20 protein-coding genes and 1 pseudogene are annotated in these 21,162 nt (G+C 70.7%); 7 read left to right on the plus strand and 14 right to left on the minus strand.

Annotated features, from left to right (window positions below; translation table 11 throughout):
- From ACTMTI_RS22725 to ACTMTI_RS22750, 6 genes and pseudogenes are all read right to left on the minus strand, one after another.
- A partial coding sequence (locus tag ACTMTI_RS22725) for a hypothetical protein (protein WP_441122482.1) occupies positions 1-233 on the minus strand: 233 nt, incomplete at its 3' end.
- Between the two features lie 135 nt (positions 234-368).
- Positions 369-1,811, minus strand: a complete 1,443-nt coding sequence (locus ACTMTI_RS22730; RefSeq protein ID WP_441122483.1) for an MDR family MFS transporter — start codon at positions 1,809-1,811, stop codon at positions 369-371.
- Positions 1,808-2,995 (minus strand): FAD-dependent monooxygenase, encoded by a 1,188-nt coding sequence (locus ACTMTI_RS22735; protein WP_441122484.1) that lies wholly within the window; start codon positions 2,993-2,995, stop codon positions 1,808-1,810. The genes ACTMTI_RS22730 and ACTMTI_RS22735 overlap by 4 nt, the downstream gene beginning before the upstream one ends.
- The gene (locus ACTMTI_RS22740) at positions 2,992-3,657 is read right to left on the minus strand and encodes a carboxymuconolactone decarboxylase family protein (RefSeq protein ID WP_441122486.1); all 666 of its coding nucleotides are present in this window, start codon (positions 3,655-3,657) and stop codon (positions 2,992-2,994) included. Before ACTMTI_RS22740 ends, ACTMTI_RS22735 begins: the two co-directional genes overlap by 4 nt.
- 24 nt (positions 3,658-3,681) lie before the next feature.
- A pseudogene (locus ACTMTI_RS22745) lies at positions 3,682-4,500 on the minus strand (SDR family oxidoreductase).
- 19 nt (positions 4,501-4,519) lie between these two features.
- Positions 4,520-5,119 (minus strand): HXXEE domain-containing protein, encoded by a 600-nt coding sequence (locus ACTMTI_RS22750; RefSeq protein WP_441122487.1) that lies wholly within the window; start codon positions 5,117-5,119, stop codon positions 4,520-4,522.
- A gap of 122 nt (positions 5,120-5,241) precedes the next feature.
- On the opposite strand from ACTMTI_RS22750, the gene ACTMTI_RS22755 reads away from it, so the two are divergent.
- Both ACTMTI_RS22755 and ACTMTI_RS22760 read left to right on the plus strand, forming a co-directional pair.
- Complete coding sequence (locus ACTMTI_RS22755; RefSeq protein ID WP_441122488.1) at positions 5,242-6,465, plus strand: hypothetical protein; 1,224 nt, start codon at positions 5,242-5,244, stop codon at positions 6,463-6,465.
- Positions 6,462-6,818 (plus strand): hypothetical protein, encoded by a 357-nt coding sequence (locus tag ACTMTI_RS22760; RefSeq protein ID WP_192776957.1) that lies wholly within the window; start codon positions 6,462-6,464, stop codon positions 6,816-6,818. The genes ACTMTI_RS22755 and ACTMTI_RS22760 overlap by 4 nt, the downstream gene beginning before the upstream one ends.
- A gap of 15 nt (positions 6,819-6,833) precedes the next feature.
- Here ACTMTI_RS22760 and ACTMTI_RS22765 read toward each other — a convergent pair whose 3' ends face one another.
- From ACTMTI_RS22765 to ACTMTI_RS22780, 4 genes are all read right to left on the minus strand, one after another.
- Positions 6,834-6,992 carry a hypothetical protein gene (locus ACTMTI_RS22765; RefSeq protein WP_441122489.1) on the minus strand — a complete coding sequence of 53 codons (159 nt, stop codon included), beginning with the start codon at positions 6,990-6,992 and terminating at the stop codon, positions 6,834-6,836.
- 617 nt (positions 6,993-7,609) lie between these two features.
- Positions 7,610-8,164 carry a TetR/AcrR family transcriptional regulator gene (locus ACTMTI_RS22770; protein ID WP_441122490.1) on the minus strand — a complete coding sequence of 185 codons (555 nt, stop codon included), beginning with the start codon at positions 8,162-8,164 and terminating at the stop codon, positions 7,610-7,612.
- Between the two features lie 19 nt (positions 8,165-8,183).
- Complete coding sequence (locus ACTMTI_RS22775) at positions 8,184-8,657, minus strand: nuclear transport factor 2 family protein (protein WP_441122491.1); 474 nt, start codon at positions 8,655-8,657, stop codon at positions 8,184-8,186.
- Positions 8,658-8,990: 333 nt separating this feature from the next.
- Complete coding sequence (locus tag ACTMTI_RS22780) at positions 8,991-9,569, minus strand: TetR family transcriptional regulator (RefSeq protein ID WP_441122493.1); 579 nt, start codon at positions 9,567-9,569, stop codon at positions 8,991-8,993.
- A 459-nt stretch (positions 9,570-10,028) separates the two neighbouring features.
- On the opposite strand from ACTMTI_RS22780, the gene ACTMTI_RS22785 reads away from it, so the two are divergent.
- The 4 genes from ACTMTI_RS22785 (at position 10,029) to ACTMTI_RS22800 (ending at position 15,903) form a co-directional block, all read left to right on the plus strand.
- Positions 10,029-10,991 (plus strand): VOC family protein, encoded by a 963-nt coding sequence (locus ACTMTI_RS22785; protein ID WP_441122494.1) that lies wholly within the window; start codon positions 10,029-10,031, stop codon positions 10,989-10,991.
- A 312-nt stretch (positions 10,992-11,303) separates the two neighbouring features.
- Positions 11,304-12,908: an AAA family ATPase gene (locus ACTMTI_RS22790; RefSeq protein ID WP_441122495.1), complete on the plus strand. Its 1,605-nt coding sequence runs from the start codon at positions 11,304-11,306 to the stop codon at positions 12,906-12,908.
- 2 nt (positions 12,909-12,910) lie between these two features.
- On the plus strand, positions 12,911-13,600 hold the full coding sequence (locus ACTMTI_RS22795) for an ABC transporter ATP-binding protein (protein ID WP_441122496.1): 690 nt from the start codon (positions 12,911-12,913) through the stop codon (positions 13,598-13,600).
- Positions 13,597-15,903: an ABC transporter permease gene (locus tag ACTMTI_RS22800; protein ID WP_441122497.1), complete on the plus strand. Its 2,307-nt coding sequence runs from the start codon at positions 13,597-13,599 to the stop codon at positions 15,901-15,903. The genes ACTMTI_RS22795 and ACTMTI_RS22800 overlap by 4 nt, the downstream gene beginning before the upstream one ends.
- A gap of 60 nt (positions 15,904-15,963) precedes the next feature.
- Here ACTMTI_RS22800 and ACTMTI_RS22805 read toward each other — a convergent pair whose 3' ends face one another.
- Positions 15,964-16,539 carry a dienelactone hydrolase family protein gene (locus ACTMTI_RS22805; RefSeq protein ID WP_441122498.1) on the minus strand — a complete coding sequence of 192 codons (576 nt, stop codon included), beginning with the start codon at positions 16,537-16,539 and terminating at the stop codon, positions 15,964-15,966.
- Between the two features lie 157 nt (positions 16,540-16,696).
- On the opposite strand from ACTMTI_RS22805, the gene ACTMTI_RS22810 reads away from it, so the two are divergent.
- Positions 16,697-18,115, plus strand: coding sequence for a hypothetical protein (locus tag ACTMTI_RS22810; RefSeq protein WP_441122499.1), 1,419 nt, complete (start codon positions 16,697-16,699; stop codon positions 18,113-18,115).
- 4 nt (positions 18,116-18,119) lie between these two features.
- On the opposite strand, the gene ACTMTI_RS22815 is transcribed toward ACTMTI_RS22810, so the two are convergent.
- The 3 genes from ACTMTI_RS22815 to ACTMTI_RS22825 form a co-directional block, all read right to left on the minus strand.
- Complete coding sequence (locus ACTMTI_RS22815) at positions 18,120-19,103, minus strand: NAD(P)-dependent alcohol dehydrogenase (RefSeq protein ID WP_441122500.1); 984 nt, start codon at positions 19,101-19,103, stop codon at positions 18,120-18,122.
- 112 nt (positions 19,104-19,215) lie between these two features.
- On the minus strand, positions 19,216-19,875 hold the full coding sequence (locus tag ACTMTI_RS22820) for a response regulator (RefSeq protein WP_441122501.1): 660 nt from the start codon (positions 19,873-19,875) through the stop codon (positions 19,216-19,218).
- The gene (locus ACTMTI_RS22825) at positions 19,872-21,011 is read right to left on the minus strand and encodes a sensor histidine kinase (RefSeq protein ID WP_441122502.1); all 1,140 of its coding nucleotides are present in this window, start codon (positions 21,009-21,011) and stop codon (positions 19,872-19,874) included. Before ACTMTI_RS22825 ends, ACTMTI_RS22820 begins: the two co-directional genes overlap by 4 nt.
- Between the last annotated feature and the right edge of the window lie 151 nt (positions 21,012-21,162).

A 21,162-nucleotide genomic window follows, 5' to 3' on the forward strand; every position in this document is an offset into this window, starting at 1 on the left:
GCCTGGACGTAGTGGAAGCGGGCGATCGGGGTGTCGGCGTAGCGCGAGCCGACCTGGGCCAGGTACGGCGAGCGGAAAGCTCGGCCGTCCTCGGCCGGCTGCCAGCCGTACGCGCCGAACAGCATCGCGGCCACCAGCAGCGTTATCGCGGCCGCCACCCAGCGGGCCCAGCGCCGCTTGCGCACCGGCTGGGCGATGGTGCTCGGGGGTGTGTTGTCGGCAAGGGGAACCATGATGATCCTTTGGTGCGGTTGGGGAGGGGATCATGAGTCTGGACGGGCTGGCGCTGAGAACCGTGACAGACACGGCGGGTGATCCGGCTCACAGCGCCTGGGCGCACAGCGGCACCGTCGCACTCGACGATCCAGTTAGTGAGTCGTTCCGCGGCCACCACGCGCACCCGGCTCGGTCGGGGCCGGTCGTGATCGTGGTAGTAGCCATGCAGGGATGAGGGCGAGCAGAGCGAAGCCGACTGTCCACCAGAAGGTTTCGCCGAAGGCGCCTTCCAGCGCGGCGGGGGTGCTGTTGCCCTGGGTGACCCGTTGGAGGACGACGGCCAGGACGGCGGTGCCCAGCGAGCCGCCGACGCGCTGGACGACATTGGTCAGGCCGGTCGCGCCGGGGATCTGGTCGGGACGCAGTCCCTGGTAGGCGCCGGCCATCATGGCCACGCCCGCCGTACCCAATCCCATGCCGCGGATCAGCAGGGTAATGATCTGGAAGAGGTCGCCAGTGCCGGACAGGGTGAACGGGATCGTCGCCGCGACGGTGACGACCAGCCCGACCACGACCAGGGGACGGGCGCCGATGCGGTCGTTGAGCCGCCCGGCGACCAGCAGCGACAGGGCGGTGCCGATCCCCTGGGGGGCGAGCATGAGCCCGGTCTCGACGGTCGTCAGGCCGTGAACCTGCTGGTAATACAGCGGTAACAGGAACATCGGCCCGAAGATCGAGGCTCCGGACAGGAACGTCAGGGTGGTAACGAGCGTGTACGAGCGGTGGCGGAAGAGCCGGAGATCGAGCAGGGGGGCGGCCCTGGTCCGCAGGGCGTGCCGGGCGAACACCGTGACCAGTCCCACCCCGGCCACCAGGCTGATGACCGACACGGTGCTGCCGAAGCCCCTGCCTCCGGCACCGCCGATCTGCGTCAGGCCGTACACCAGGGCGGCCAGGCCGGGTGACAGCAGGACCAGGCCCAGGACGTCCAACGGCGGACGGCCCTGCGGCCGGCCGGAGGGCATCGCGCGCCAGGCAAGCAGCAACGCCAGGCCGACCACCGGCACGTTGACGAAGAACACCCAGCGCCAGCCCGCGCCGTCGATGAGCACGCCGCCCAGGACCGGACCGATGATCGGTGCGAGCTGGCCCGGGATCGCCACCAGCGCCATGACCCGCCCGAACCGCGACGGTCCGGCGGCCTGAGCCAGGATCGTCTGGGCCAGCGGCAGGATCATGCCGCCCGCCAGCCCCTGCAGCACCCGGAAGGCAATCAGAGTCTCGATCGACCAGGCCAGGCCGCACAGCACCGACGCGGTGAGGAAGAGCGACAGCGCCGACAACCACATCGCCTTCGTGCCGAACCGCTGCACCGACCAGCCGGTGAGCGGGATCGCCATCGCCATGGCCAGCAGGTAGCCCGTCGCCACCCACTGCACCGTCGCCAGGGGCGCGTCGAAGTGCCGCCCGAGGCCGTCGATGGCGACGCTGAGGATCGTGGTGTTCAGCAACGAGGCCAGCGCGCCCACCACCACGATGCCAGCGAGCTTGAGCAGGGCGGGATCCAGGCGTTCGGGCGCGGCCACCGCCGTCATGGCCTCTGCTCCGCGATTACGACGTTCATCGAATGTTCTCTTTTCTGAGTCCGACTGCAAGCAGCCGCATCAAGGCCCGGCGCACCGGAGGGACGCGCCGCATCAGGGTGGCCATCCTGGGCACGTTCGCGACCTCTCCTCTCAGCGCGGGCTCGACCAGCCGCCGCTGCATCACCGCCACGGGCGGCTCGCGCCTTTTCTGTACGGCACGCAGCAGGTGCTCCGGCACCGGCCCGCCGCTCTTGAGCGCGTCGCAGAGGATGTTGGCGGCTCCGACCGCGTCCTGGATGGCGTAGTTGACGCCCACACCGCCCATCGGGGACATCGCATGAGCGGCGTCGCCGATCAGCAGCAGGCCCTTGCCGTACCACCTGATGGCCCTGTTGACCTGCACGTCGAGGAAGCTCACGTCCTCCTTGAAGGAACCGCAGCAGCGCTACGCGATCGGCGATCTCCGGTACGGCTCGCGCCACGCCGTCGCGGAAGCCCCCGATGCCGTCGGTGATCAGCTTCTCCCGCCTGTTCTTGTCGAAGACGTAGGCGAGCTGGATATAGGTCCGACGGTCGAATCCGACGATCCACTTGTACGGCGCGACCCGGTCGTAGAACTCCTCGACTTCAGGGTCCCGCCTGGGCAGGCGGAACCACGCCACGTCGAAGGGCGCGCCGATGTTCCGCACCGGCAGCCCGGCCCTTGCTCGCAACAGGGAGTCGCGGCCGTCGCAGGCCACCGTGAGGTCGGCCCGCAGCTCGTGCTCACCATCGCGGTCGCGGTAGCGCACCCCGCCCTCCGGCAGCAGATCGACGACCTCGGCCCGCATCTTCAGCGTGAAACCCGGATAGCGCTGGGCTTCCTCGGGGATGAGGTTGAGGAAGTCCCACTGCGGCACGAAGGCGATGTACGGAAATTTCACCTTCATCCCGGCGAAAGCCTCGATGGGGGCGAGCCCGCCGCCCAGCGGCACGTTGAGCCTGGTGACCTTGCGATGGTCGAGCTGGTGGAAGCGCTCCGACAAGCCCAGCTGATCGAGCGCCTCCAAGGTGGAGGGATGCACGGTGTCGCCGCGGAAGTCGCGCAGGAAGTCCCTGTGCTTCTCCAGCACGGTGACCTCGATCCCGGCACGGGCCAGCAGCAGGCTGAGCATCATCCCGGCCGGGCCACCGCCGGCTACCACCACGTTCATGCGCCCTCCCTCGGCTGCGGGAGCAGCGCCTGCGCGGCGGCCCAGGCTCGTGGCATGCCGAACTCGGCCACACCGCGCAGCAGGTCGCGCAGGGTCTCGTCGGTGGCTCCGGCCAACCTGGCCAGCTCGGCGTGCAGGCGCAGGGATGGGCCGAGCGTCTGGTAGAAGACGTCCACGACCAGGCACGCGAGCGCCCGTTCGCGGACGCTGAGGTGCGGGCGGGTCCAGCGCTGGGCGAGCTGGTCCTCGGTGAAGGTGGCCAGGCCGGGGTCGATGTCCTCCAGGGCGCGTACGGCTCGCGCGAGCGGTCCGGTCGGCGGGGTGGGCTCGACGGGCTTGTCGTCCTGCGCCGCGGGCAGGCCGAGCTCGGTCAAGCGTTGGAAGGCGGTGACCACGATCGGATAGCCCACGTACGGGGCCAGGTGCCGGTAGAGCTCGCGGATGGCCTCGGGCTCGACGCCGTTGGCCAGAGCCATCTGCACGTGCATCGCCAGCGGTAGGTCCAGGTGGGGGTGGCACAGGTCGGCGGTCAGGCAGATGAAGGCCTTCTCGCGCATGGTCAGATGGGCCAGGCCCCACAGGTTGTGGCCCGCGCCGACGGCGAGCTGGGCGAAGACGGGGTCGAGTGCGGTGAGGGCGTCGGCGCCGGCGAGTGGTGGCATGGTGGGGCTCCGTTCGGAATGGGATCAGGACAGGCCGAGGGCGCGCAGGCGCAGCCGGTCGAGGGTGTACTGGGGGACGATGCGGCCCAGGGTGCTCATCAGCCTGGATTTCTTGCCCACGGGGTAGCGGGAGCGGGGCTTGCGGGCGGTCAGCGCATGCAGGACGGCGCGGGCGACGACGTCGGGGCTGGAGCCGGAGCGTTCCTCCTTGAGCCCGGTGGTGGTCATGGTGCGGTAGGCCTGGCCGTACAGCTGCCTGCCCTGTTCGCCGATGGCGGCCAGGCGGGGTTCGACCTCGCCTTCGAGCTTGTCGACGGCGGCGGTGTGGATGGATCCGGGTTCGATGAGGACCGCGCGGATGCCCCAGGGCTTGACCTCCATGCGCAGCGCGTCGTTGAGGGAGCGGATGGCGTGCTTGGAGGAGCACAGCGGGCCGCCGAAGGGCAGGGTGATCCAGCTGCCGACCGAGCCGATGGTGATCACGCGGCCGCGCTAGGCGCGCAGCTTGGGCAGCATGGCCTGGGTGACGGCCACCTGGCCGAAGACGTTGACCTCGTACTGCCAGCGCAGCGCGTCCAGGGAGACGAACTCCAGGGGTCCGGTGACGCCAATGCCGGCGTTGTTGACCAGGGCATCGAGATGACCGATCCGCTCGGCGGCATCGGCGATCTGCCCGGCATCGGTGACATCCAGCTGGATGGGGGTGACGCTGGGGCCGAGGGCCTGGCCGTCGGCGTCCTTCCGTACGCCGGCGTAGACGGTGAAGCCCTCGCGGACCAGCAGCAGGGCGGTGGCACGGCCGATTCCGGTGGAGGCGCCGGTCACCAGGACGGTCTTCGACATTGTCTTGCTCCTCTCGGTGCTACCTGACCAGCAGCGGCTGAGCTGCCTGTTCGTCGGCTTTGAGCTGCCGGTTCTCCTTGATGAGGAGGTAGATCAGCAGTCCGCTCATGATGAGGTGCCCACCGGCGGTGTACAGGCCGGGGAAGTAGCCACCCTTGATGATCGGGAAGACGAAGTGGGCGATGCCGTTGAGCAGGCCCGCGCCCAGGGCGTACCACCACAGGAAGAAGTTGGCCACCCGGATCCGGTAGAGCGCGCCCGCGCCGGCGAAGAAGTACAGCGCGCCGAAACCGAAAACGAAGACGAGCAGAAACTCCTTCTCCGGCCAGTCACGAGGCGAGTCGAACAGCTCGACGATCTCGTGCGGGAAGCCGCCGGTGTACTCCTCGGCCATGTGGATGAGCTGGAAACCCACCGCGCACAGGTAGACGGCGATCGCCCTCCTCGACTTCACCGGCCTGGCGTAGCTGAAGGCCATCCAGCCGCTCCAGCCCAGCACGCTGGCCACCACGAGGACCACCGCGCCCTGGATGGGCAGCGTGAGCAAGGCCCAAGCGCAAAAGCCCAGGGCGAGGATCCCCATCACGATCGCCGAATAGGGTTCAGGTCGTTTGGTCATAGCCGGAACCCTAGGAAGATCACGGCGATGGCCGCCTCTGTCACGTGACTGATAAGCGTGCGGCGCATATCAGTCACCTGACGGAGGCGGGCTGCAGCAGCGGCTGCCTAGCGTTTTGATTCATGAAGGTGATCAATGGCGCGATCCGGCTTCTGGCTGTCGCATCGCTGCTGGTGCTGTCGCTGACCGTCCCGGCGAAGGCGCACGTCGTCCAGGCGGGAGCGGATCTGCGGGTGACGCAGACCTTCAGAGCGGGCGAGGTGACGCTCGTCATCGCGGGAGTCTCACAGGTACCGGCGCCGCTGCGGGTGAGCGCGCAAGCCGTACAGCCCACAAGGCTGGAGTTGGAGCTGCGCTCGCTGACCGACGCAAGCAGGTCGGCCGCTTCGGTGAGAGTCGGGCAGGATCCCGCCGCCTTGCGGGTTACCCACGCCGGCCTGCATGAGCTTCATGTGCGCGCCGGTGACGAGGTTTCGGTGATCCCGTTCCAGGTCCTGGTGCCTACCAGCGCTCCTTGGACGATGGTGATGGACGGAGCCTTCCTGGTTACTGGGCTGCTGCTGGTGGGCGGCATACTCGCAAAAAGCAGGTCTCGGCTTCTCGTGAGCGGTGCGAGTGCTGCCGGAGCAGTCGCGGTCACCGTGATGCTGCTGTTGCCATACCTGCCGCCCGCCCAGCCGGAGGGCACCCCACCTCAACCCGAGTCCGGCAGGCCCTACGCGCAAGGCCGGTTCTCCACAATGCCCGCCCGGCCTGCCACGGGCACCGACTTCACGCTGACCCTACGCCTGACGGACGGCTCCACTGGACGGCCGGTGGACGACCTGGCCGTCCACCACGAGGCCCCGGCGCATCTCGTGGTCACCAGCCAGGACGGCGCGGTCTTCCGGCACGTGCACCCGTTGCGGACCGCGCCGGGTGTCCTGGCGGTACGGCTGAGCCTCCCGCGACCGGGCCGCTACCTCACCTACGCCGAGATCGAGCGGCAGCAGTCGGGCGGGCAGCTCCTCACCGGCACCTTCGAAGTCTCCGGTACGGCACAGCCGGACGCGCAGGAGAGCATCACACCCCGCCTCACCCCCGCCGCGCCGGTCGCCGGAAGCCCGGTGACCATCGAGGTCCGCGAGGAGGCGCCGATCCAGCCCTGGCTGGGCATGCCCGGCCACCTGGTCGTCCGGAGCCGCGACGGCGCCCACCTGGCGCACGCCCACGGGACGGCGGCCGGTCCTTCCGCTCTGCACTTCACGCTCACGCTCCCCGAACCGGGCCGCTACCTGGCCTGGGTCCAGTACGCCGCCGGAGGCCGCCTCATCACCAGGCCCTTCACCATGGACGTGGAACGATGAAGTACGCGGGCGTCTGCCTGCTCATCGCGGGTGTGCTGTTCGCCGTCACCTCGCGCTGGTTCGGCGGCAGCCCCGAGAGCGTGCATGCGGCAGGCACGCACTACACCGTCACCGTCATGGCGGCCGATCGTGTCGAGGTGCGGGTGACCTCGGGCAAGGCCGACACGGTCACACTCGCGGCGGCCATGCCCGGCATGGGCCACGCGCTGCCGCCGGTCGGCACCGTCCAGCCCGATCCCGGCCGCTTCGTCGCCACACAGGACGTGTTCACCATGGACGGCGTGTGGGAGGTGACGATCACGGTATCCGGTGATCAGGGTGAGGAACTGATCACAGTCAGCCTGCTGGTGTGACAGGGACAGGATCAGTCAAGTGACGGAGGCGGCGAAAGGAGAGCCCGGATTAGCGTTGGCGATATGAAGTTGATCAACGATCATCTGGCGGTCAAGGCCCGCGCGCTGCCTAAGCTTGTTCTTCTGCTCAAACCACGCCGCGGCCTCCGCCGAGATCACCGCCGCCGCCAGCATCTCACGCTGAACGGCACGCCTACGCGCTCGATAGGCCCGCATCCCGCACGCCGCAGAGCAATACCGCCGCCGCACCGTGGACCCGGCCGGCAACGGTCGCCCGCACACCGCGCACCTTCGGACCTTGCCCACCACACCGGCATCCTCCGCCCACACCCACGGCGACGGCCAGCGGGTTCGACCGCTTCATTTCTGAACGGGGCTGATTCTGACGATTCGGCAAGGGCGACGCCGTGGCCGCCGGAAACCTGGCCGCGGGCCGCACTCTTCGACAACGACGCCATTCGGGATTCCCGCCTTCGGCGGGCCGCCGAAGGCTCCTGACCCCCTCAGGAGACTCCTCGACGCTTTAACGGTTGCCTCCGCGCCGGGCCGATCACTAGGACTCAATGGAGCACGCGAGGGCGCTGCCAGTCCGCGGGCAGGGACTTTCCCACCTCGAGCAACACACCCGCTTCCTTGTCTCAGTGAGTGAACTGGTCGCTCGTCATTCTCATGACCAGGAGGCTGACCCGGAAGAAGCCTGCCCGCGGCTGGGCGAAGAAGCCGAGTCCCACCGGCCGAGCTGGCCTACGAGGAAGACTCGGGGCCGTCGTCGCCGACCTGCCGGTGTCGGGTCATCGAGCGGTGAGAACGTGCGCCCACGGCTCATCGATGTCGGCCAGACCCAGCACGGCGACCACGTTGTCGAGCATTCCGGCGCCGAACCAGCGCCGCACGGCATCGTCGTCGCCCAGCAGCTGCCGAACGGTGTCAACCTGCTTGGCGTAGCACCGGCGCACGGCCTGCCCCACTAGCGGCTCGCCGGCGGCACAGTTCGCGTGCATGAGGAAACGCAGGATGTTCCGGTCCGCGACGAGCGCGGTGTAGGCGCCGCGCGCCGCATCCAACGCCGCCTCGGGCGCCAGCCCGGCCCCACCCGACGCCGGCGAGTGAGCGACCAGCGTTTCGGTCATTACGACGGACACGTGGTCGACCACCGCCGCGAACAGCGCTTCCTTGTTCGGGTACAGGCGATAGAGATACGGCTGAGAGATGCCGACCCACTCTGCGATCTCGTGCGTCGTCGTACCGTAGAAACCCTTTTGCGCGAAGCACTCGACCGCGCCGGCCATGATGGTCCGACGTCGTTCGTCGCTCTTCGTGCTAGTGCCGGCGGCGGGCATGGGCATCAGTTAACCATGGCTCCCCTCAGCCCCCAAAAGTCACGCTGAGGTCAGGGTCGGACGGCGCGTCCTGGGGTGTGAGCGCCTCGATCGCTACCAGCGGGTTCCAGTAGTCCAGGTAGTGGGTGATGAGCGCGTCGTCATCGGTCCGGACGACGGAGATGCACGTCTGCTCGTACGGCTTGCCGGTCGGCAGCGCCGTGCCCGTCGAGCGGAATTCGGCGATCACCAGACTCGGATCGACCGTCTCGTGGAACACCAGGTCGAGGAACTCCACGTCAAAGGTCTCGGGAAAGTTGCTCATGTGCGTGAACAGTGCGTCTCGCCCCGTTATCCGTCGGGGCACGCCGGCCGGCGCGTACGGGAACTCGAGCACCGCGTCCGGGGCGAACAGCGTCACCCATTCGTCGACGCGTCCGGCGGCGGTAAGGCGCAGGTGCTCGGCCACGGTGTGCTGGGCAGCGGCGCGGCGGGTGGCGTCGTCTTCCTTGACTGTCATATTCTCTCCAGGTTAGTGGTCGACCTATAACTTAGTATACCGCAGCAGCCGTTGCGGGTAGTCGAGCAGGAGGCAACGCCAGGGATCCCGGTCCGGTTCACGTACAGGATGGCGTCCAGAAAACGCCCCCTCGGCGGCGGGCGGCGGCCCGGTACTATCGGCGCCCGTCGCGCAGCATCACGGATCACCGGTTCTGACACGGCTTCCGAGGGTCCCGGCGCCGTTGTTGTCCGGGTCCAGCCCCACTCCGACGGTTGGGACGCCGACATCACCGAGGGGAGCGGTAGACCTAGCGCAACCTTTCTCTGGATCGCACGGACCTGAGCGGGCGGCCTACAGGCTGAGGCCGGACTCCAGGTGCGCCAGCGCCCGGTCGATCTCGGCGGGCCCGTCCAGACCGGGATCCTGTGCCCACTGCGCCCAGACCATGGCCACGACGCCGAAGACCGCGCCGATGGCATTCCGTATCCGCGGGTCGTCCCCGGCACATCCGGCTCTGTCCGCCACGACGGCGCAGACCTCGCGGATCAGGCCCGGACTCTTGCGCAGGTTGGCGACCAACAGCTCGGGCACGGTGGCCGCGAACACCTCCCGCTCGTGCCCTGCGGCGATCTCTTCGGCGGACAGGGTGGCGAACGCCGCACGGAACGCGCCGCGCAGCACGGTGACCGGTGCGCCCGGCGGCTGTGAGGCCAGCGCCTCGACCAGAGGTGGGAAGCGGTCGAGCGTGACCAGGTCTTCCTTGGTCGGGAAGTAGCGAAAGAAGGTGGCCGGGGAAATCTCTGCCGCCTCGGCGATCTGCTCGACAGTGGTGGCGTTGTAGCCGCGCTCGCGGAAGAGCCTGAAGGCTTCGCGCAGGATCGTTTCCCGGGTCCTGGCCTTCTTGCGTTCGCGCAGCCCACTGTCAGTCATGCAAGAAATCTTACTCTACACCCAAGTGATGGTTTACTCTCTTTAGCGAGTCATTTCTCAAATTGGAGCGGGGGAACCTTGTCTGTTCGCAACGCCCGAAGGTGGTGGTCGCTAGGAGCCGCTCACCTCGCGGTCCTCGCCGTTGGTCTTCCGGTCACCCTGCTCAACCCGCCGACCCTGGCCGACGCTCTGGGCGCCTAGCCGCGGATCTGCAATGGTTCGTCGCGGCCTTCCTGCTGACTGCTGCTGACAGGGGCGCCGGGCGACCGTTTCGGCCGCAAAAGGATGCCGGTCGGCGCTCTGGCGGTGTACGGGGCAGGTTCGGTCGCGGCCGCGCACGCTCCGGCGGCGGGCGACGCCTCCTCGCCGAAGGGCTCACCGGAAAGCGCGTCAATGGCGACGTCGCCTCCGGGCCACCTGATCGAACGCTTTCACCTATGACCACGGAGGTAGCCCGTTATGGGCGATGACATCAACGGCCTGCACCATGTCGGCCACATCGTGCGGGACATGGACCAGGCGATGGAGCGGTACCGGCAGCTCGGCTTCGCCGTGCCGGCGCCCGCCTATCCCGTCCTTCCGGCCGTCGGCGGAGGCCCCGCCGAGCCGTTCGGGGTGGCCAACACCCACGTGCACTTCCCCGGCAATTTTGTCGAATTGGTGGCCGTCATCAACGACACCGGCCGCATGCCCGGCGAGGCGCGCCCCATCCCGCTGCAGGTGCCCGACGACAAGCTGCCAGGGCTGATGGCCGCCATCCGCGCCACCGCCGCGAACATCACATCCTTCCTCCAGCGCTTCCAGGGCGTGCACATCATGATCGCCGATACGCCCGACATCGACAGCGTCGCCGCACGGCTGACGGCCGTCGGCGTCAGCCACGGCGGCGTGCACAACATCCAGCGACCCGTCGAGACCAGCACGGGGACCAGGATGGAGCCTGCCCGCTACCTGGAGATCTCCGATCCCCAACTGCCTCCGGGGCGCGTGCCAGAAGGCAGGATCGGGTTCGCCGAGAACACGCCGGTCGAGGCGCCCCCGGACCAGCGGCACACCGACCACCCCAACGGCGCGACCGGGCTGGTCGAATGCGTGCTGTGCGTCGCCGACACGGCGTTGCCCGAGCTGGAGCGGCGCTACAGCACCTACTTCGGCCAGGCACGGGATGGCAAGGTGACGCGTTTCGACCGGGCGAGCGTCACCGTCGTGGCCGCATCAGCGCTCGCCGACCTGCTGCCCGGCGAGCGTCCAGCGCCCCTTCCGGCGTTCGTGGCCTACGCGGTGTCCGTACGCGACATCGCCGCCACCGAGCGGCTCCTGCGCGACAACGACGTCCCGGTCACCCGAACTGGTCCCGAAGAGATGTTCGTGCCGGCCGACGCCGCGCTGGGTGTCGCGATCATCTTCCGTCAGGATGGCTGAGGCCACCTCCGCACACATGCTGGCCGAGTCGAGGTCCTGGCCGTCTTCGCAGCGCTGATGGTGGGCCCGGACCAAGGTGGGCGCGATCAGCGCATCCGCACTGACCGCGCTGCAGCGCGGCGACGGACCCGACGAGGTACGGAACGCCATGCGGCAGGCCATGGCCTTGGTGGCGCAATCCGTCACCTGACCGCGTCCATCCCAGCCAGATTGGCTCGGTCAGTCCTCCTCCTCTCCGTCGTGGCCGAGGGCGGGTGAGCGCCTTTGCGTCAACACTGGTCACATTACGGACAACCGTTTTCTTGGAGTGCCATGTTGTACGGGCGTCAGGCGGAGCAGTCGGTCATCGGCGGGTTGCTGGAGGGCCGGTCCGGCGCTCTGGTGGTGCGTGGCGAGGCGGGCATCGGCAAGTCGGCCCTTCTGGAGTGCGCCGCGGCGAAAGCGCGGGCGCGGGTGCTGCGGGTGACCGGTGTGGAGTCCGAGGCGGACCTGTCGTTCGCCGCCTTGCACCTGCTGCTGCGCCCGGTCGTCGATCACATCGAGGCGCTGCCGCCGCAGCAGGCGGAGGCGCTGCGCGGCGCGCTCGGCCTCGGCGGCGCCACCCGGGGAGACCGTTTCCTTGTCGGGCTGGCGACGCTCAGCCTGCTGGTGGAGCTGTCGGCGGCGGGCCCGGTGGTGTGCCTGGTCGACGACGGGCAGTGGCTGGATGGCGAGTCGGCCGACGCGCTGCTGTTCGCCGCACGCCGCCTGCACGACGAGCCCGTCGCCGTCCTGTTCGCCGCGCGTGAGGGGGACTTCCCCGCGCGGGGTCTGCCCGAGCTGCGGCTGGGCAAGCTGGACACCGAGGCCGCCCGCAAGCTTCTCGCCGAGCAGGCTGCGGATCTGCCGCCGGCCGTACGCGACCAGGTGGTGGCCGAGGCCGGGGGTAACCCGCTGGCGCTGGTCGAGCTGCCCCGCATGCTCACCGCCGAGCAGCGCGCGGGCGCCTTCGTCCCGCTGTCGTTCTCTCTCGGTACGGCGCAGCCGGTGACGGACAGGGTGCTGACCGGTTTCCGCGACCGGATCGCGGCGCTGTCTGAGGCCACCCGCTCCTGCTTGCTGGTGGCGGCGCTCGATCACCACGACGAGCTGGACGTGCTCGCGCGCGCCGTCGGCCTGCTCGGAGCATCGCTGGCCGACTTCGCCGAAGCCGAGCGAGCCGGCCTGGTGCGGGTGGGCTTGGGGGGCGTGGCCTTCCATCACCCGCTGGTGCGTACCGCTGTGCTGCTGGTCTGTGACATCGCCGCCCGGATGGCCGCGCACCGGGCGCTGGCCGAGACCGTCGACGACGACCGGCGAGCCTATGTTGATGGTCTTTCGGTTCTCGTCCGTGGCGGCGCCCTTCTCGGGAGCGGTGTTCTGAGCGATCAGCGAGCCGAGCAGCTTGCAGGCCCGGACCTGCTGGTCGTCCTCTGTGCCGGGAAGGCTGCCCATGTTGGTGTACATCCAGGACAGGAGCGCGCCGGTGTCCGTGGGGAGCGCCGCCACCGTGGCGTAGTCGGTGGGCGGCATGGCGCCGCCGGTGGGCGAGCGGACCAGCTTGCCGTAGACCCACTGGTCAGGGCGGGGGGCGGTGAAGGCGCGAGTCCGGCGGCGGGCGGGCCGGGGACCCGCCCGTTGCAGCAGTGCGGCTCTGGCCGCCGAGCAGGCGTCCTGGGATGGCGGGGCGGGCTCGGGCCAGGCCCGGCGCAGGGCTTCCAGATCGGCGTGATCGCCCATGATCGGCGGTCCTTCCTGATGAGTGCGGCGCGGATGCGGCACGTCCTTCCTTCGCCGATCGCCCCGGGACTGTTCGCGCTACATCTGTGGAATGAGCGGGCACGCAGGTTCATCCCGGAGTTCGATGCGGGGGCGAGGGTCCCCGTCTTAGCGTCCTAGCCGTGGATGAGGTGGTGGTACGGCTGGAGGGCGTGCGCAAGGAGTACGGCGGCACCGTCGCGCTGGACGGCGTCACCCTGGAGATCCACGCCGGGGAGGCGGTCGCGGTGATGGGGCCTTCGGGGTGCGGCAAGTCGACGATGCTCAACATGGTCGCGGGCCTGGACCGGCCGTCGTCGGGCGCGGTGACCGTGCACGGTGAGGACCTGGGGCGGCTGGACGAGACCGGTCTGGCGTTGTTCCGGCGGCGCCGGATCGGCATGATCTTCCAGTTCTTCAACCTGCTCGACGACCTCACGGCGCTGGACAACGTGGCGCTGGCGGCGCAGCTGACCGGCGCCTCGGCGGCGCGAGCCCGCGGGCGGGCGCTGGAGCTCATGGAGGAGCTCGGCATCGCCGGCCGGCGCGACGCCTATCCGGCCGTGCTCAGCGGTGGCGAGCGGCAGCGGGTCGCCGTGGCCAGGGCCTTGATGAACCGTCCCGCCCTGCTGCTCGCCGACGAGCCGACCGGCGCTCTGGACAGCCATCCCGGGGAGCAGGTGATGGACCTGCTGCTGGATCTCAACCAGATCGGCCAGACCCTGCTGCTGGTGACCCATGACGAGCGACTGGCGACGCGGTGCGCGAGCCGGATCATCCGGCTCGCCGACGGCAGGGTGGCCGGCGGGCGCAGTCTGGAGCGCAGCGCGTGAGCGCGGTGTGGTCGGCCGCGCGGGCGGCCGTACGGCGGCGCAGGGTGCAGAGCGTCGTGCTCGGCGTCGTGGTGTTCGCCTCCACGCTGGCGATCGTGGTCGCGCTCGCGCTGCTGGAGGCCGCCTCCGCGCCTTTCAATCGCGCCTTCGCCCAGCAGCGCGGCGCCCATGTGTCGGCGGTGTTCGATCCGGCGAAGGTCTCGGGGGCGCGGCTGGCCCAGGCCGCCCGGCGGGCCGGGGTCGAGGCCGTCGCGGGGCCCTTCGGCCAGGCGGTGCTCACCGTACCCGCCGGCGGCGACCACCTGCCGCCCGGCCCGCTGACGGTCGTCGGCCGGGCGGATCCCGGTGGCCCGGTGGACCGGGTGAACCTCTGGTCGGGTCGCTGGGCCGCGCGTCCCGGCGAGATCGTGCTGAACTGGCCCGCCGATCCTGTCTTCGAGCACCTCCTCGGGGCGAGGGTCACCTTCACCGGCGGCGCGGCGTTCACCGTGGTGGGGCTGGCCTCCACCGTGAGCCAGACCGCGCAGGCGTGGGTCTCCCCCGATCAGGTGGCGGCCCTGCGCCCGTCCGGCGTCCAGATGCTCTACCGGTTCACCGGCGCGGCGACCGACCGGGAGGTCCGCGCCGGCCTGGCGGCCGTGACCGCCGGCCTGCCGGACGGGTCCCTGCTGGCCGCGCAGTCCTATGTGACGATCAAGCAGGACATCGGCCGTACGGTGTCGGCGTACCTGCCCTTCCTGATGGTCTTCGGCGGGCTCGGCCTGGCGGTGGCGGTGCTGATCGTGGCCAACGTCGTGAGCGGGGCCGTCGTCGCCGGATTCCGGCACATCGGGATACTCAAGTCGCTGGGGTTCACCCCCAACCAGGTCATCGCGGTCTACCTGACGATGGTCCTCGTACCGGCGGTCGCCGGGTGCGCGCTCGCCACGCTGACCGGCGGCCTTGCCGCGCGGCCCCTGCTGCACGTGGTCTTCCAGGGTGTCGACGGCGGCGACCTGGCGGTCGGCGTCAGCCCGTGGGTGTATCTCACGGCGCTGCTGGGCGTGCCCGCCGCCGTCGTGCTGGCGGCGCTCGTGCCCGCGCTGCGCGCGCACCGGTTGCCGGCGGCCCGGGCGATCAGCGCCGGGAGCGCGCCGCGCGCGGGGCGTGGCCGGCGCGTACAGCGCCGGCTGGCCGGGGCGCGGCTGCCGCGCTCGATCGGACTGGGCCTGGGCCTGCCGTTCGCCCGCCCCGGGCGCAGCGCGCTGACGCTGGCGGCGGTCGTGCTGGGCGTCACCACGGTCACGCTCGCCACGGGGCTGTCCAGCACGATGGCCGGCTACGGGCGGGCGACGCAGCGAGTCGGGTACGTCCACTCGATCGTCTACGTGGGAACCCCGCACGCCGGTCAGGTCGCTCCCGGGCGCGGCGACGCCGAGATCGAGAAGCTGCTGCGCGCGCTGCCCGGCGCGCTCCACGTGACCGCCACCACCTGGATGGACCTCGGCCTGGCCGGCTATCCGCAGGACGTGAGATGCCAGTTCCTGCGCGGGGATTCGGCGACTCTCGGCCATCCGGTCGTCAAGGGCCGCTGGGCGACCGGTCCCGGGGAGGTCGTCGCCACCTCGCCGTTCCTGAGCAAGCGCGGACTGGCGGTCGGCGACCGGCTCACGCTCGCGCTCAACGGCAGGCGGACGACGGTGTCGATCGTCGGGCAGACCATGGACGGCCATCCCGACCAGATCCAGGCCGGCTGGCACACCCTGGAAACGCTCGCCCCGGGCCAGAGAGCCACCCAGTACGAGATCCGGGTCGCCGGCAGCGTCCCCGCCTACAACGCCGCGGTGCGAGCGGCCGAACCCGGCCTGTATCCGTCGGTGAAGTCGCAGGCCGACGCCAACACCGTCGCGATCATCAGTGCCGCGTCGATCCTCACCCTGCTCCTGGGCGCGGTGGCTGCCCTGGGCGTCTTCAACACCGTCGTGCTCGACACCCGCGAACGGCGCCGGGACCTGGGCATGCTCAAGTCCATCGGGATGACACCACGCCAGGTGACGGTGATGGTGGTGACCTCCATGGCGGCGCTCGGCGCGGTCGGCGGGCTGGTCAGCGTGCCGATCGGGATCACGGCACACCGCCTGACCGTGCTCGCCATGACGGAGGCGGCGAGCATCGTCTTCCCGCCTGCGCTGTTCGACGTCTGGCGCGTCCCCGTGCTCGCCCTGCTCGCGCTGGCCGGCGTGGCGATCGCGGTGCTGGGCGCGTTCGTCCCGGCCCGCTCGGCGGCCCGCCTGACCATCGCGAACGTCCTGCACAACGAGTGACCGCCGGTGGTTTCTCGGTTTCCCAGCTCAGGGACTTACGACCGCCGGGTTCAGAGCACGTCAGCCGACGCGGCCGAGGAAGCCGAGCACGCGTTCGGCGAGGAGCGCGGCGGCGTGCTTGTCGTACGAAGGCAGGCTGTTGTCGGCGAACAGGTGCTGGTCGCCCGGGTAGAGGAACAGCTCGGCATCCGCGAGCGCCGCTACGAGGGCGCGGGCCGCGTCGAGGTCGCCTTCCTCGGCGAAGATCGGATCGCTTGCCATGCCGTGGACCTGCACCGGCACCCCCTCCGGCCAGACGCCGAACTCCGCAGGCGGGACGCAGGCGCTGAACAGCAGCGCCCCCTTGGCGCCGGACCGGGTCTGGGCCAGGCTCTGCGCGGGCAGGACGCCGAGTGAGAATCCGGCGTAGACCAGCTCGCCCGGCAGCCCTCCGGCGGCGGCCCGCCCACGCTCGATGATCACATCGAACCCGACCTCCTGCGCATGGCCGACGCCTTGCGCGAAGGAGTCGAAGACCCGCCCCTCGTAGAGGTCGGGGACGTGAACGGTATGGCCCGCCCGCCGGAGACCCTCGGCGAAGTCGTGGACGCCGGGCGTCAGCCCATGCGTGTGATGGAACACCAGAACCTCGGCCATTTTCGCTCCCTGCGCGCGACGGTCGTGCCGGACGAGTATCGCCTGCGCATCCGACAGTTTCCGCCGGACCGGTGAGGGGTCATGGGCGGGCATTTCTTCCGGCAAGTCCTGTCGCCATGCCCGCCGGCGCCGCCCGTCCGGCAGTAAGAACAGGCCGGTGAGATGGTGCACATCGCTTCGGGCCGATCCATGGCGGGCGCTGCTCGTTCTGGTGGCCGTCTGCTACGGGATCGTCCAGCTGGTCGTCGTCACCCCCGCGATGGGGCTGGGGTGGGACGAGGTCGTCTACATCAGTCAGGTGGACCCGCGCGTGCCGGCGACCGAGTTCATCGCGCCGCGCGCCCGCGGGATCACGCTGATCGTCGCCCCGGTGGTGGCGGTCACGTCCTCCACCGAGGCGCTGCGGGTCTACCTGTGCGTGCTGTCCGCGGTGGCGCTGTACGCGTCGTTCGGGACCTGGCTGCGGGTGCGCTCCGGGCCGGCGGTGCCGCTGGCCGCCCTGTTGTTCGCGTCCTTGTGGCTGGCGTTGTTCTACGGCAACGAGGCCATGCCGAACGTGTGGGTGGCGTTCGGCGCGGTGGCCGCCGTGGCCTTCTTCCTGCGCTGCATGCGGCCGGGCAGCGGGCGCGGACCGGCGGCCGGGCTGGCGGTGAGCGTGGCCGTGGTGGCTCTGCTGCGTCCTCCGGACAGCCTCTGGCTCGTCCTCCCGCTCGCCGCGGCACTGGCCATACCGGCCTGGCGGCAGGTCAAAGCCGGGATCGCCCTCGCCGCCGGCCTGGTCGCGGGCTGGGCGGACTGGATCGTCGAGGCGTACGTGCGCTTCGGCGGGCCGGCGGCTCGCTGGCACGCCGCCGGCGCGGCGAACGAGACCGGCCTGCACTTCTCGCTCCACGAGCACGCCCGCGCGCTCAACGGGCCGCTGCTCTGCCGGCCTCCCGCGCACTGCGGTCCCGTCGTGCTGCCCTGGCTGCTCTGGTGGAGCGCGATCCCCGTCCTCGTGCTGCTCGGCCTGTACGCCGCGCGACGCCGTGACCGCCTCGCCGAGTGCGCGCTGCCGGCCGTCGCGGGCCTGTTGCTGGCCGCGCCGTACATCTTCCTGGTCGGGTACGCGGCGCCGCGCTTCCTGCTTCCCGCGTACGCGCTGCTGGGGTTCCCGATCGCGCACGGCGCGCTCTGGCTGGTGGAAGGGCCGCGCAGGCGAGCCGGCCTCGGCCTCGTCGCCGCGGGCCTGCTCGCCCAGTTCGCCCTGCAGGGGCTCACCCTGGAAAAGGTCGTCGGGCAGCGGTTGTCCAAGCGGCAGGCCGACGTCGAGGTCGCCCGGGCGCTGGGGGTGCGTCCGCCGTGCCTGGTGTACGGCGAGCACGCGGTGATGATCGCCTACCGGGTGGGCTGCGAGTCGCACACGGTGCTGCGCTGGCCGCAGGAGACCACGGTGCCGGCCCCGGTGCGCAGCGCGCAGAGCGCCGGCAAGCAGGTGGTCGTCGTCGACAAGGGGCGGTCGATTCCGGCGCCGTTCCTGCTCGGATGGGGGAGGCGAGAGCTGGTCGGGAAGTGGCGCGCGTACGATCCCCGGTGAGGCGTCAGACGGCGATGACGACCTTGCCCGGAGCGTGGCCCTCTTCCTGATATCGCACGGCCGCCGGGATCTCCTCGAAGGGGAATCGCCGGTCGATGACCGGGTTGACCTCGCCCTTCTCGATGAACTCCGTCAGCGTCAGCAGATTGCGCCTGGTGTCGCACTTGACCACCTCCGCCACGACCACCCGCTGGGACGCGAACGCCCCCGCCGCGAGCGTCGCGAACACGTGACCGGCGGGCTGGAGCCACCGGCCGGCCGGCCCGCCCACGCACACGAAGGTGCCCTTGCGCGCCAGCACCCGCCTGCAGGCCCGCAACGGGCGGCTGCCGGCGATGTCCACCAGGAGGTCGTAGCGCCGGCCTGTCCGCGTGAAGTCCTCCTTGGTGTAGTCGACGACCTCGTCGGCGCCGATCGAGCGCACCAGGTCCACGTTGTGCGTGCTGCACACGCCGGTGACCTCGGCGCCGTACGCCTTGGCGAGCTGCACGGCGAACGTGCCCACGCCGCCCGACGCGCCGTTGACGAGCACCTGCTGCCCCGGCTGGATCCGGCCGTGGTCGCGCAGGGCCAGCAGGGCGGTGCCGGCCGCCAGCGGCACGGCCGCTGCCTCCTCGAACGACAGGTTTCCCGGCTTCGGCGCCAACTGGCTCACGGGGGCGCAGGCGTATTCGGCGAAGCCGCCCTGCTTGGGCATCCCGTACACCTCGTCGCCCGGGGTGAATTCCGTCACGCCCGCGCCGACGGCCTCGACCTCCCCCGCGATGTCGGCGCCCAGCACGCTGAACGGCGGCCTGCGCAATCCGGGGCCGCCGGGCAGCAGGCGCGCGGTGTAGGGCTCGCCTCTCATGAAGTGCCAGTCGTAGGGCTGGACGGAGGTGGCGCGCACCCGGACCAGCACCTCGCCGGGGCCGGGCACGGGCTTGTCGATCTCCGTGAGCTCGAGCTGGTCGGGTGAGCCGTACGAGCGCAAGACGAACGCCTTCATCACGTTCTCCTCATCCGGTGGGAAGGCGGGGCGGAATCAGTGTGACGAAGACGCGCACAGGCACTCAACGGCCGAAAGTACGCCCGAATCGTGGCCTATCGGCCAGGCGTGATCAGCTCTTGACGCGGTTGGTCTCGTAGGCCCACATGGCGATCTCGACGCGGTTGCGGACGCCGAGCTTGGCCATGAGGCTCGCGATGTGGCTCTTGACGGTGCTGAGCGAGATGTGCAGCTCGTCGGCGATCTCGCTGTTGGTCCGCCCGCGCGCCACGGTGGCGAGGATCTCCTCCTCGCGGTCGGTGAGCGCCTCGATGGGCTGGGCCGGCGCTGATGAGTGCCGCCCTGCCTGGGCGAACGCGCCGAGCAGCCGCGCGGTGACACTCGGGGCGATGAGCGCGTCGCCGCCCGCGGCGGCGCGGACGGCCTGGCCGAGGAGGTCGGGCCCGGCGTCCTTGAGCAGGAAGCCGCGGGCACCGGCCCGGAGCGCGGCGTAGACGTATTCGTCGAGGTCGAAGGTGGTGATGACGACGACGGCGAGCGGGTCTTCAACCTCTGGTCCGGCGAGGGTGCGGGTGGCTTCGATGCCGTCCAAGCGGGGCATGCGGATGTCGAACAGGCACACGTCGGGGCGCAGCCGCAGGGCCAGCTCGATGGCCCGCCGCCCGTCGCCGGCCTCGCCGACGACCTCGATGTCCGGCTGGGCGTCGAGGATCATCCTGAGCCCGGTGCGGGCGATCTCCTGGTCGTCGGCGACGAGCACCCGGATGCTCATGTCGCCACCCCGGTCCTGGGCAGCACGGCTGTCACGCTCCAGCCCCGGCCGGGGTTCGGGCCGGCCTCGCAGGTGCCGCCGAGCAGGCCGGCGCGCTCCATCATGCCGATGAGGCCGTAACCCGGCGACGCGATCGTGCGTGCGGAGCTGTTGTCGCCGTCGTCGCTCACGCGCAGCCGCACCGCGGTGTCGTCGGCGGCGACGCGGACCTCGATGCGGGTGGCGTGCCGGGCGTGGCGGCGGGCGTTGGTGACCGACTCCTGCGCGATGCGGTAGATCGCGGCCCCGACCGACGGAGGGAGGTCGTCGAGGTCGCCGCGGATCTCGACGTGGACCGACGGGCCGACGCGGCCTCGGCCCGCGAGGTCTTCGAGGTCGGCGATCTGCCGGCCGGGGGCCAGCTCCGCCGGCTCGCTCCGGCGCAGGACGCGCACCATGGCGCGCATCTCGGCGAGGGTGCGCGACGCCTCGGCCTCGATGATGCGCAGCGCGTCGATCGCGGCCTCAGGCCGGGTCGGCGCGGTCGCCAGGCCCGCCTGGGCGCGGATCGCCATGGCGGACACGTGGTGGGCGACGGTGTCGTGCAGGTCGCGCGCCAGTTGCTCGCGTTCGAGCAGCTTGACCTGGTCGAGCTCGCGCATCCGCGCCCCGGCCCGGTAGCGGAACGCCACGCCCAGGGCGACGGCCGAGAACATGACGGTGAACGCGCCCACCGCGTCGGCGGGGACGAGGCCGTAAAAGGCCATCGAGAGGCCGACGGAGACCAGCATGATCGCCAACCCGGCCACGGCCTCGCGCCCGGACCCCCATCGGAACAGCGCGTACACCACCAGCAGCAGGAACACCAGCGTGTACGTCTCCACCCGGACGCCGCCCGTCACCAGCGGCGCCAGGCTCGTGGTGACGAACGCGATCGCGATCATCAGCAGCGGCCTGGTCCGGCGCCACAGCAGCGTCGGCACCAGCCCCAGCGTGACGATCACCGCGAGGGCCCGCCACGGAAGGTCCGGCCGCAGTGCCCCTTCGAGCAGCGCGACCGCCACGAGCAACGCCACGAGCGCCCAGTCGCGCCACATTCGGGCCGGCGGGCCGGGGGGACGTGGCTCGTTCCACACGGAGCGAAGAAGACCGAGCACCCGCTCATCGTACGAGAGCCCGTCCCCTTCCGGACACGCCCCGGCACCTGCGACGACTCCTGAAGACGGAGTCGGAGGCGCGACTCGAGCAGCCCTTGCTCAGGCGGGAGCACGGCCGCCGCGGCGGCTCTGGGGGCTCGACAGCCCCGGC

The organism is Nonomuraea sp. H19, assembly GCF_052068215.1.
Lineage (GTDB): Bacteria > Actinomycetota > Actinomycetes > Streptosporangiales > Streptosporangiaceae > Nonomuraea.

Excerpts from the sequence above, each read along its gene's own strand:
- ACTMTI_RS22730 (WP_441122483.1), bottom strand. The coding sequence starts at position 1,811 with ATGACGGCGGTGGCCGCGCCCGAACGCCTGGATCCCGCCCTGCTCAAG.
- ACTMTI_RS22735 (WP_441122484.1), bottom strand. The coding sequence starts at position 2,995 with ATGAACGTGGTGGTAGCCGGCGGTGGCCCGGCCGGGATGATGCTCAGC.
- ACTMTI_RS22740 (WP_441122486.1), bottom strand. The coding sequence starts at position 3,657 with ATGCCACCACTCGCCGGCGCCGACGCCCTCACCGCACTCGACCCCGTC.
- ACTMTI_RS22750 (WP_441122487.1), bottom strand. The coding sequence starts at position 5,119 with ATGACCAAACGACCTGAACCCTATTCGGCGATCGTGATGGGGATCCTC.
- ACTMTI_RS22755 (WP_441122488.1), top strand. The coding sequence starts at position 5,242 with ATGAAGGTGATCAATGGCGCGATCCGGCTTCTGGCTGTCGCATCGCTG.
- ACTMTI_RS22760 (WP_192776957.1), top strand. The coding sequence starts at position 6,462 with ATGAAGTACGCGGGCGTCTGCCTGCTCATCGCGGGTGTGCTGTTCGCC.
- ACTMTI_RS22765 (WP_441122489.1), bottom strand. The coding sequence starts at position 6,992 with ATGCTGGCGGCGGCGGTGATCTCGGCGGAGGCCGCGGCGTGGTTTGAG.
- ACTMTI_RS22770 (WP_441122490.1), bottom strand. The coding sequence starts at position 8,164 with ATGCCCATGCCCGCCGCCGGCACTAGCACGAAGAGCGACGAACGACGT.
- ACTMTI_RS22775 (WP_441122491.1), bottom strand. The coding sequence starts at position 8,657 with ATGACAGTCAAGGAAGACGACGCCACCCGCCGCGCCGCTGCCCAGCAC.
- ACTMTI_RS22780 (WP_441122493.1), bottom strand. The coding sequence starts at position 9,569 with ATGACTGACAGTGGGCTGCGCGAACGCAAGAAGGCCAGGACCCGGGAA.
- ACTMTI_RS22785 (WP_441122494.1), top strand. The coding sequence starts at position 10,029 with ATGGGCGATGACATCAACGGCCTGCACCATGTCGGCCACATCGTGCGG.
- ACTMTI_RS22790 (WP_441122495.1), top strand. The coding sequence starts at position 11,304 with ATGTTGTACGGGCGTCAGGCGGAGCAGTCGGTCATCGGCGGGTTGCTG.
- ACTMTI_RS22805 (WP_441122498.1), bottom strand. The coding sequence starts at position 16,539 with ATGGCCGAGGTTCTGGTGTTCCATCACACGCATGGGCTGACGCCCGGC.
- ACTMTI_RS22815 (WP_441122500.1), bottom strand. The coding sequence starts at position 19,103 with ATGAAGGCGTTCGTCTTGCGCTCGTACGGCTCACCCGACCAGCTCGAG.
- ACTMTI_RS22820 (WP_441122501.1), bottom strand. The coding sequence starts at position 19,875 with ATGAGCATCCGGGTGCTCGTCGCCGACGACCAGGAGATCGCCCGCACC.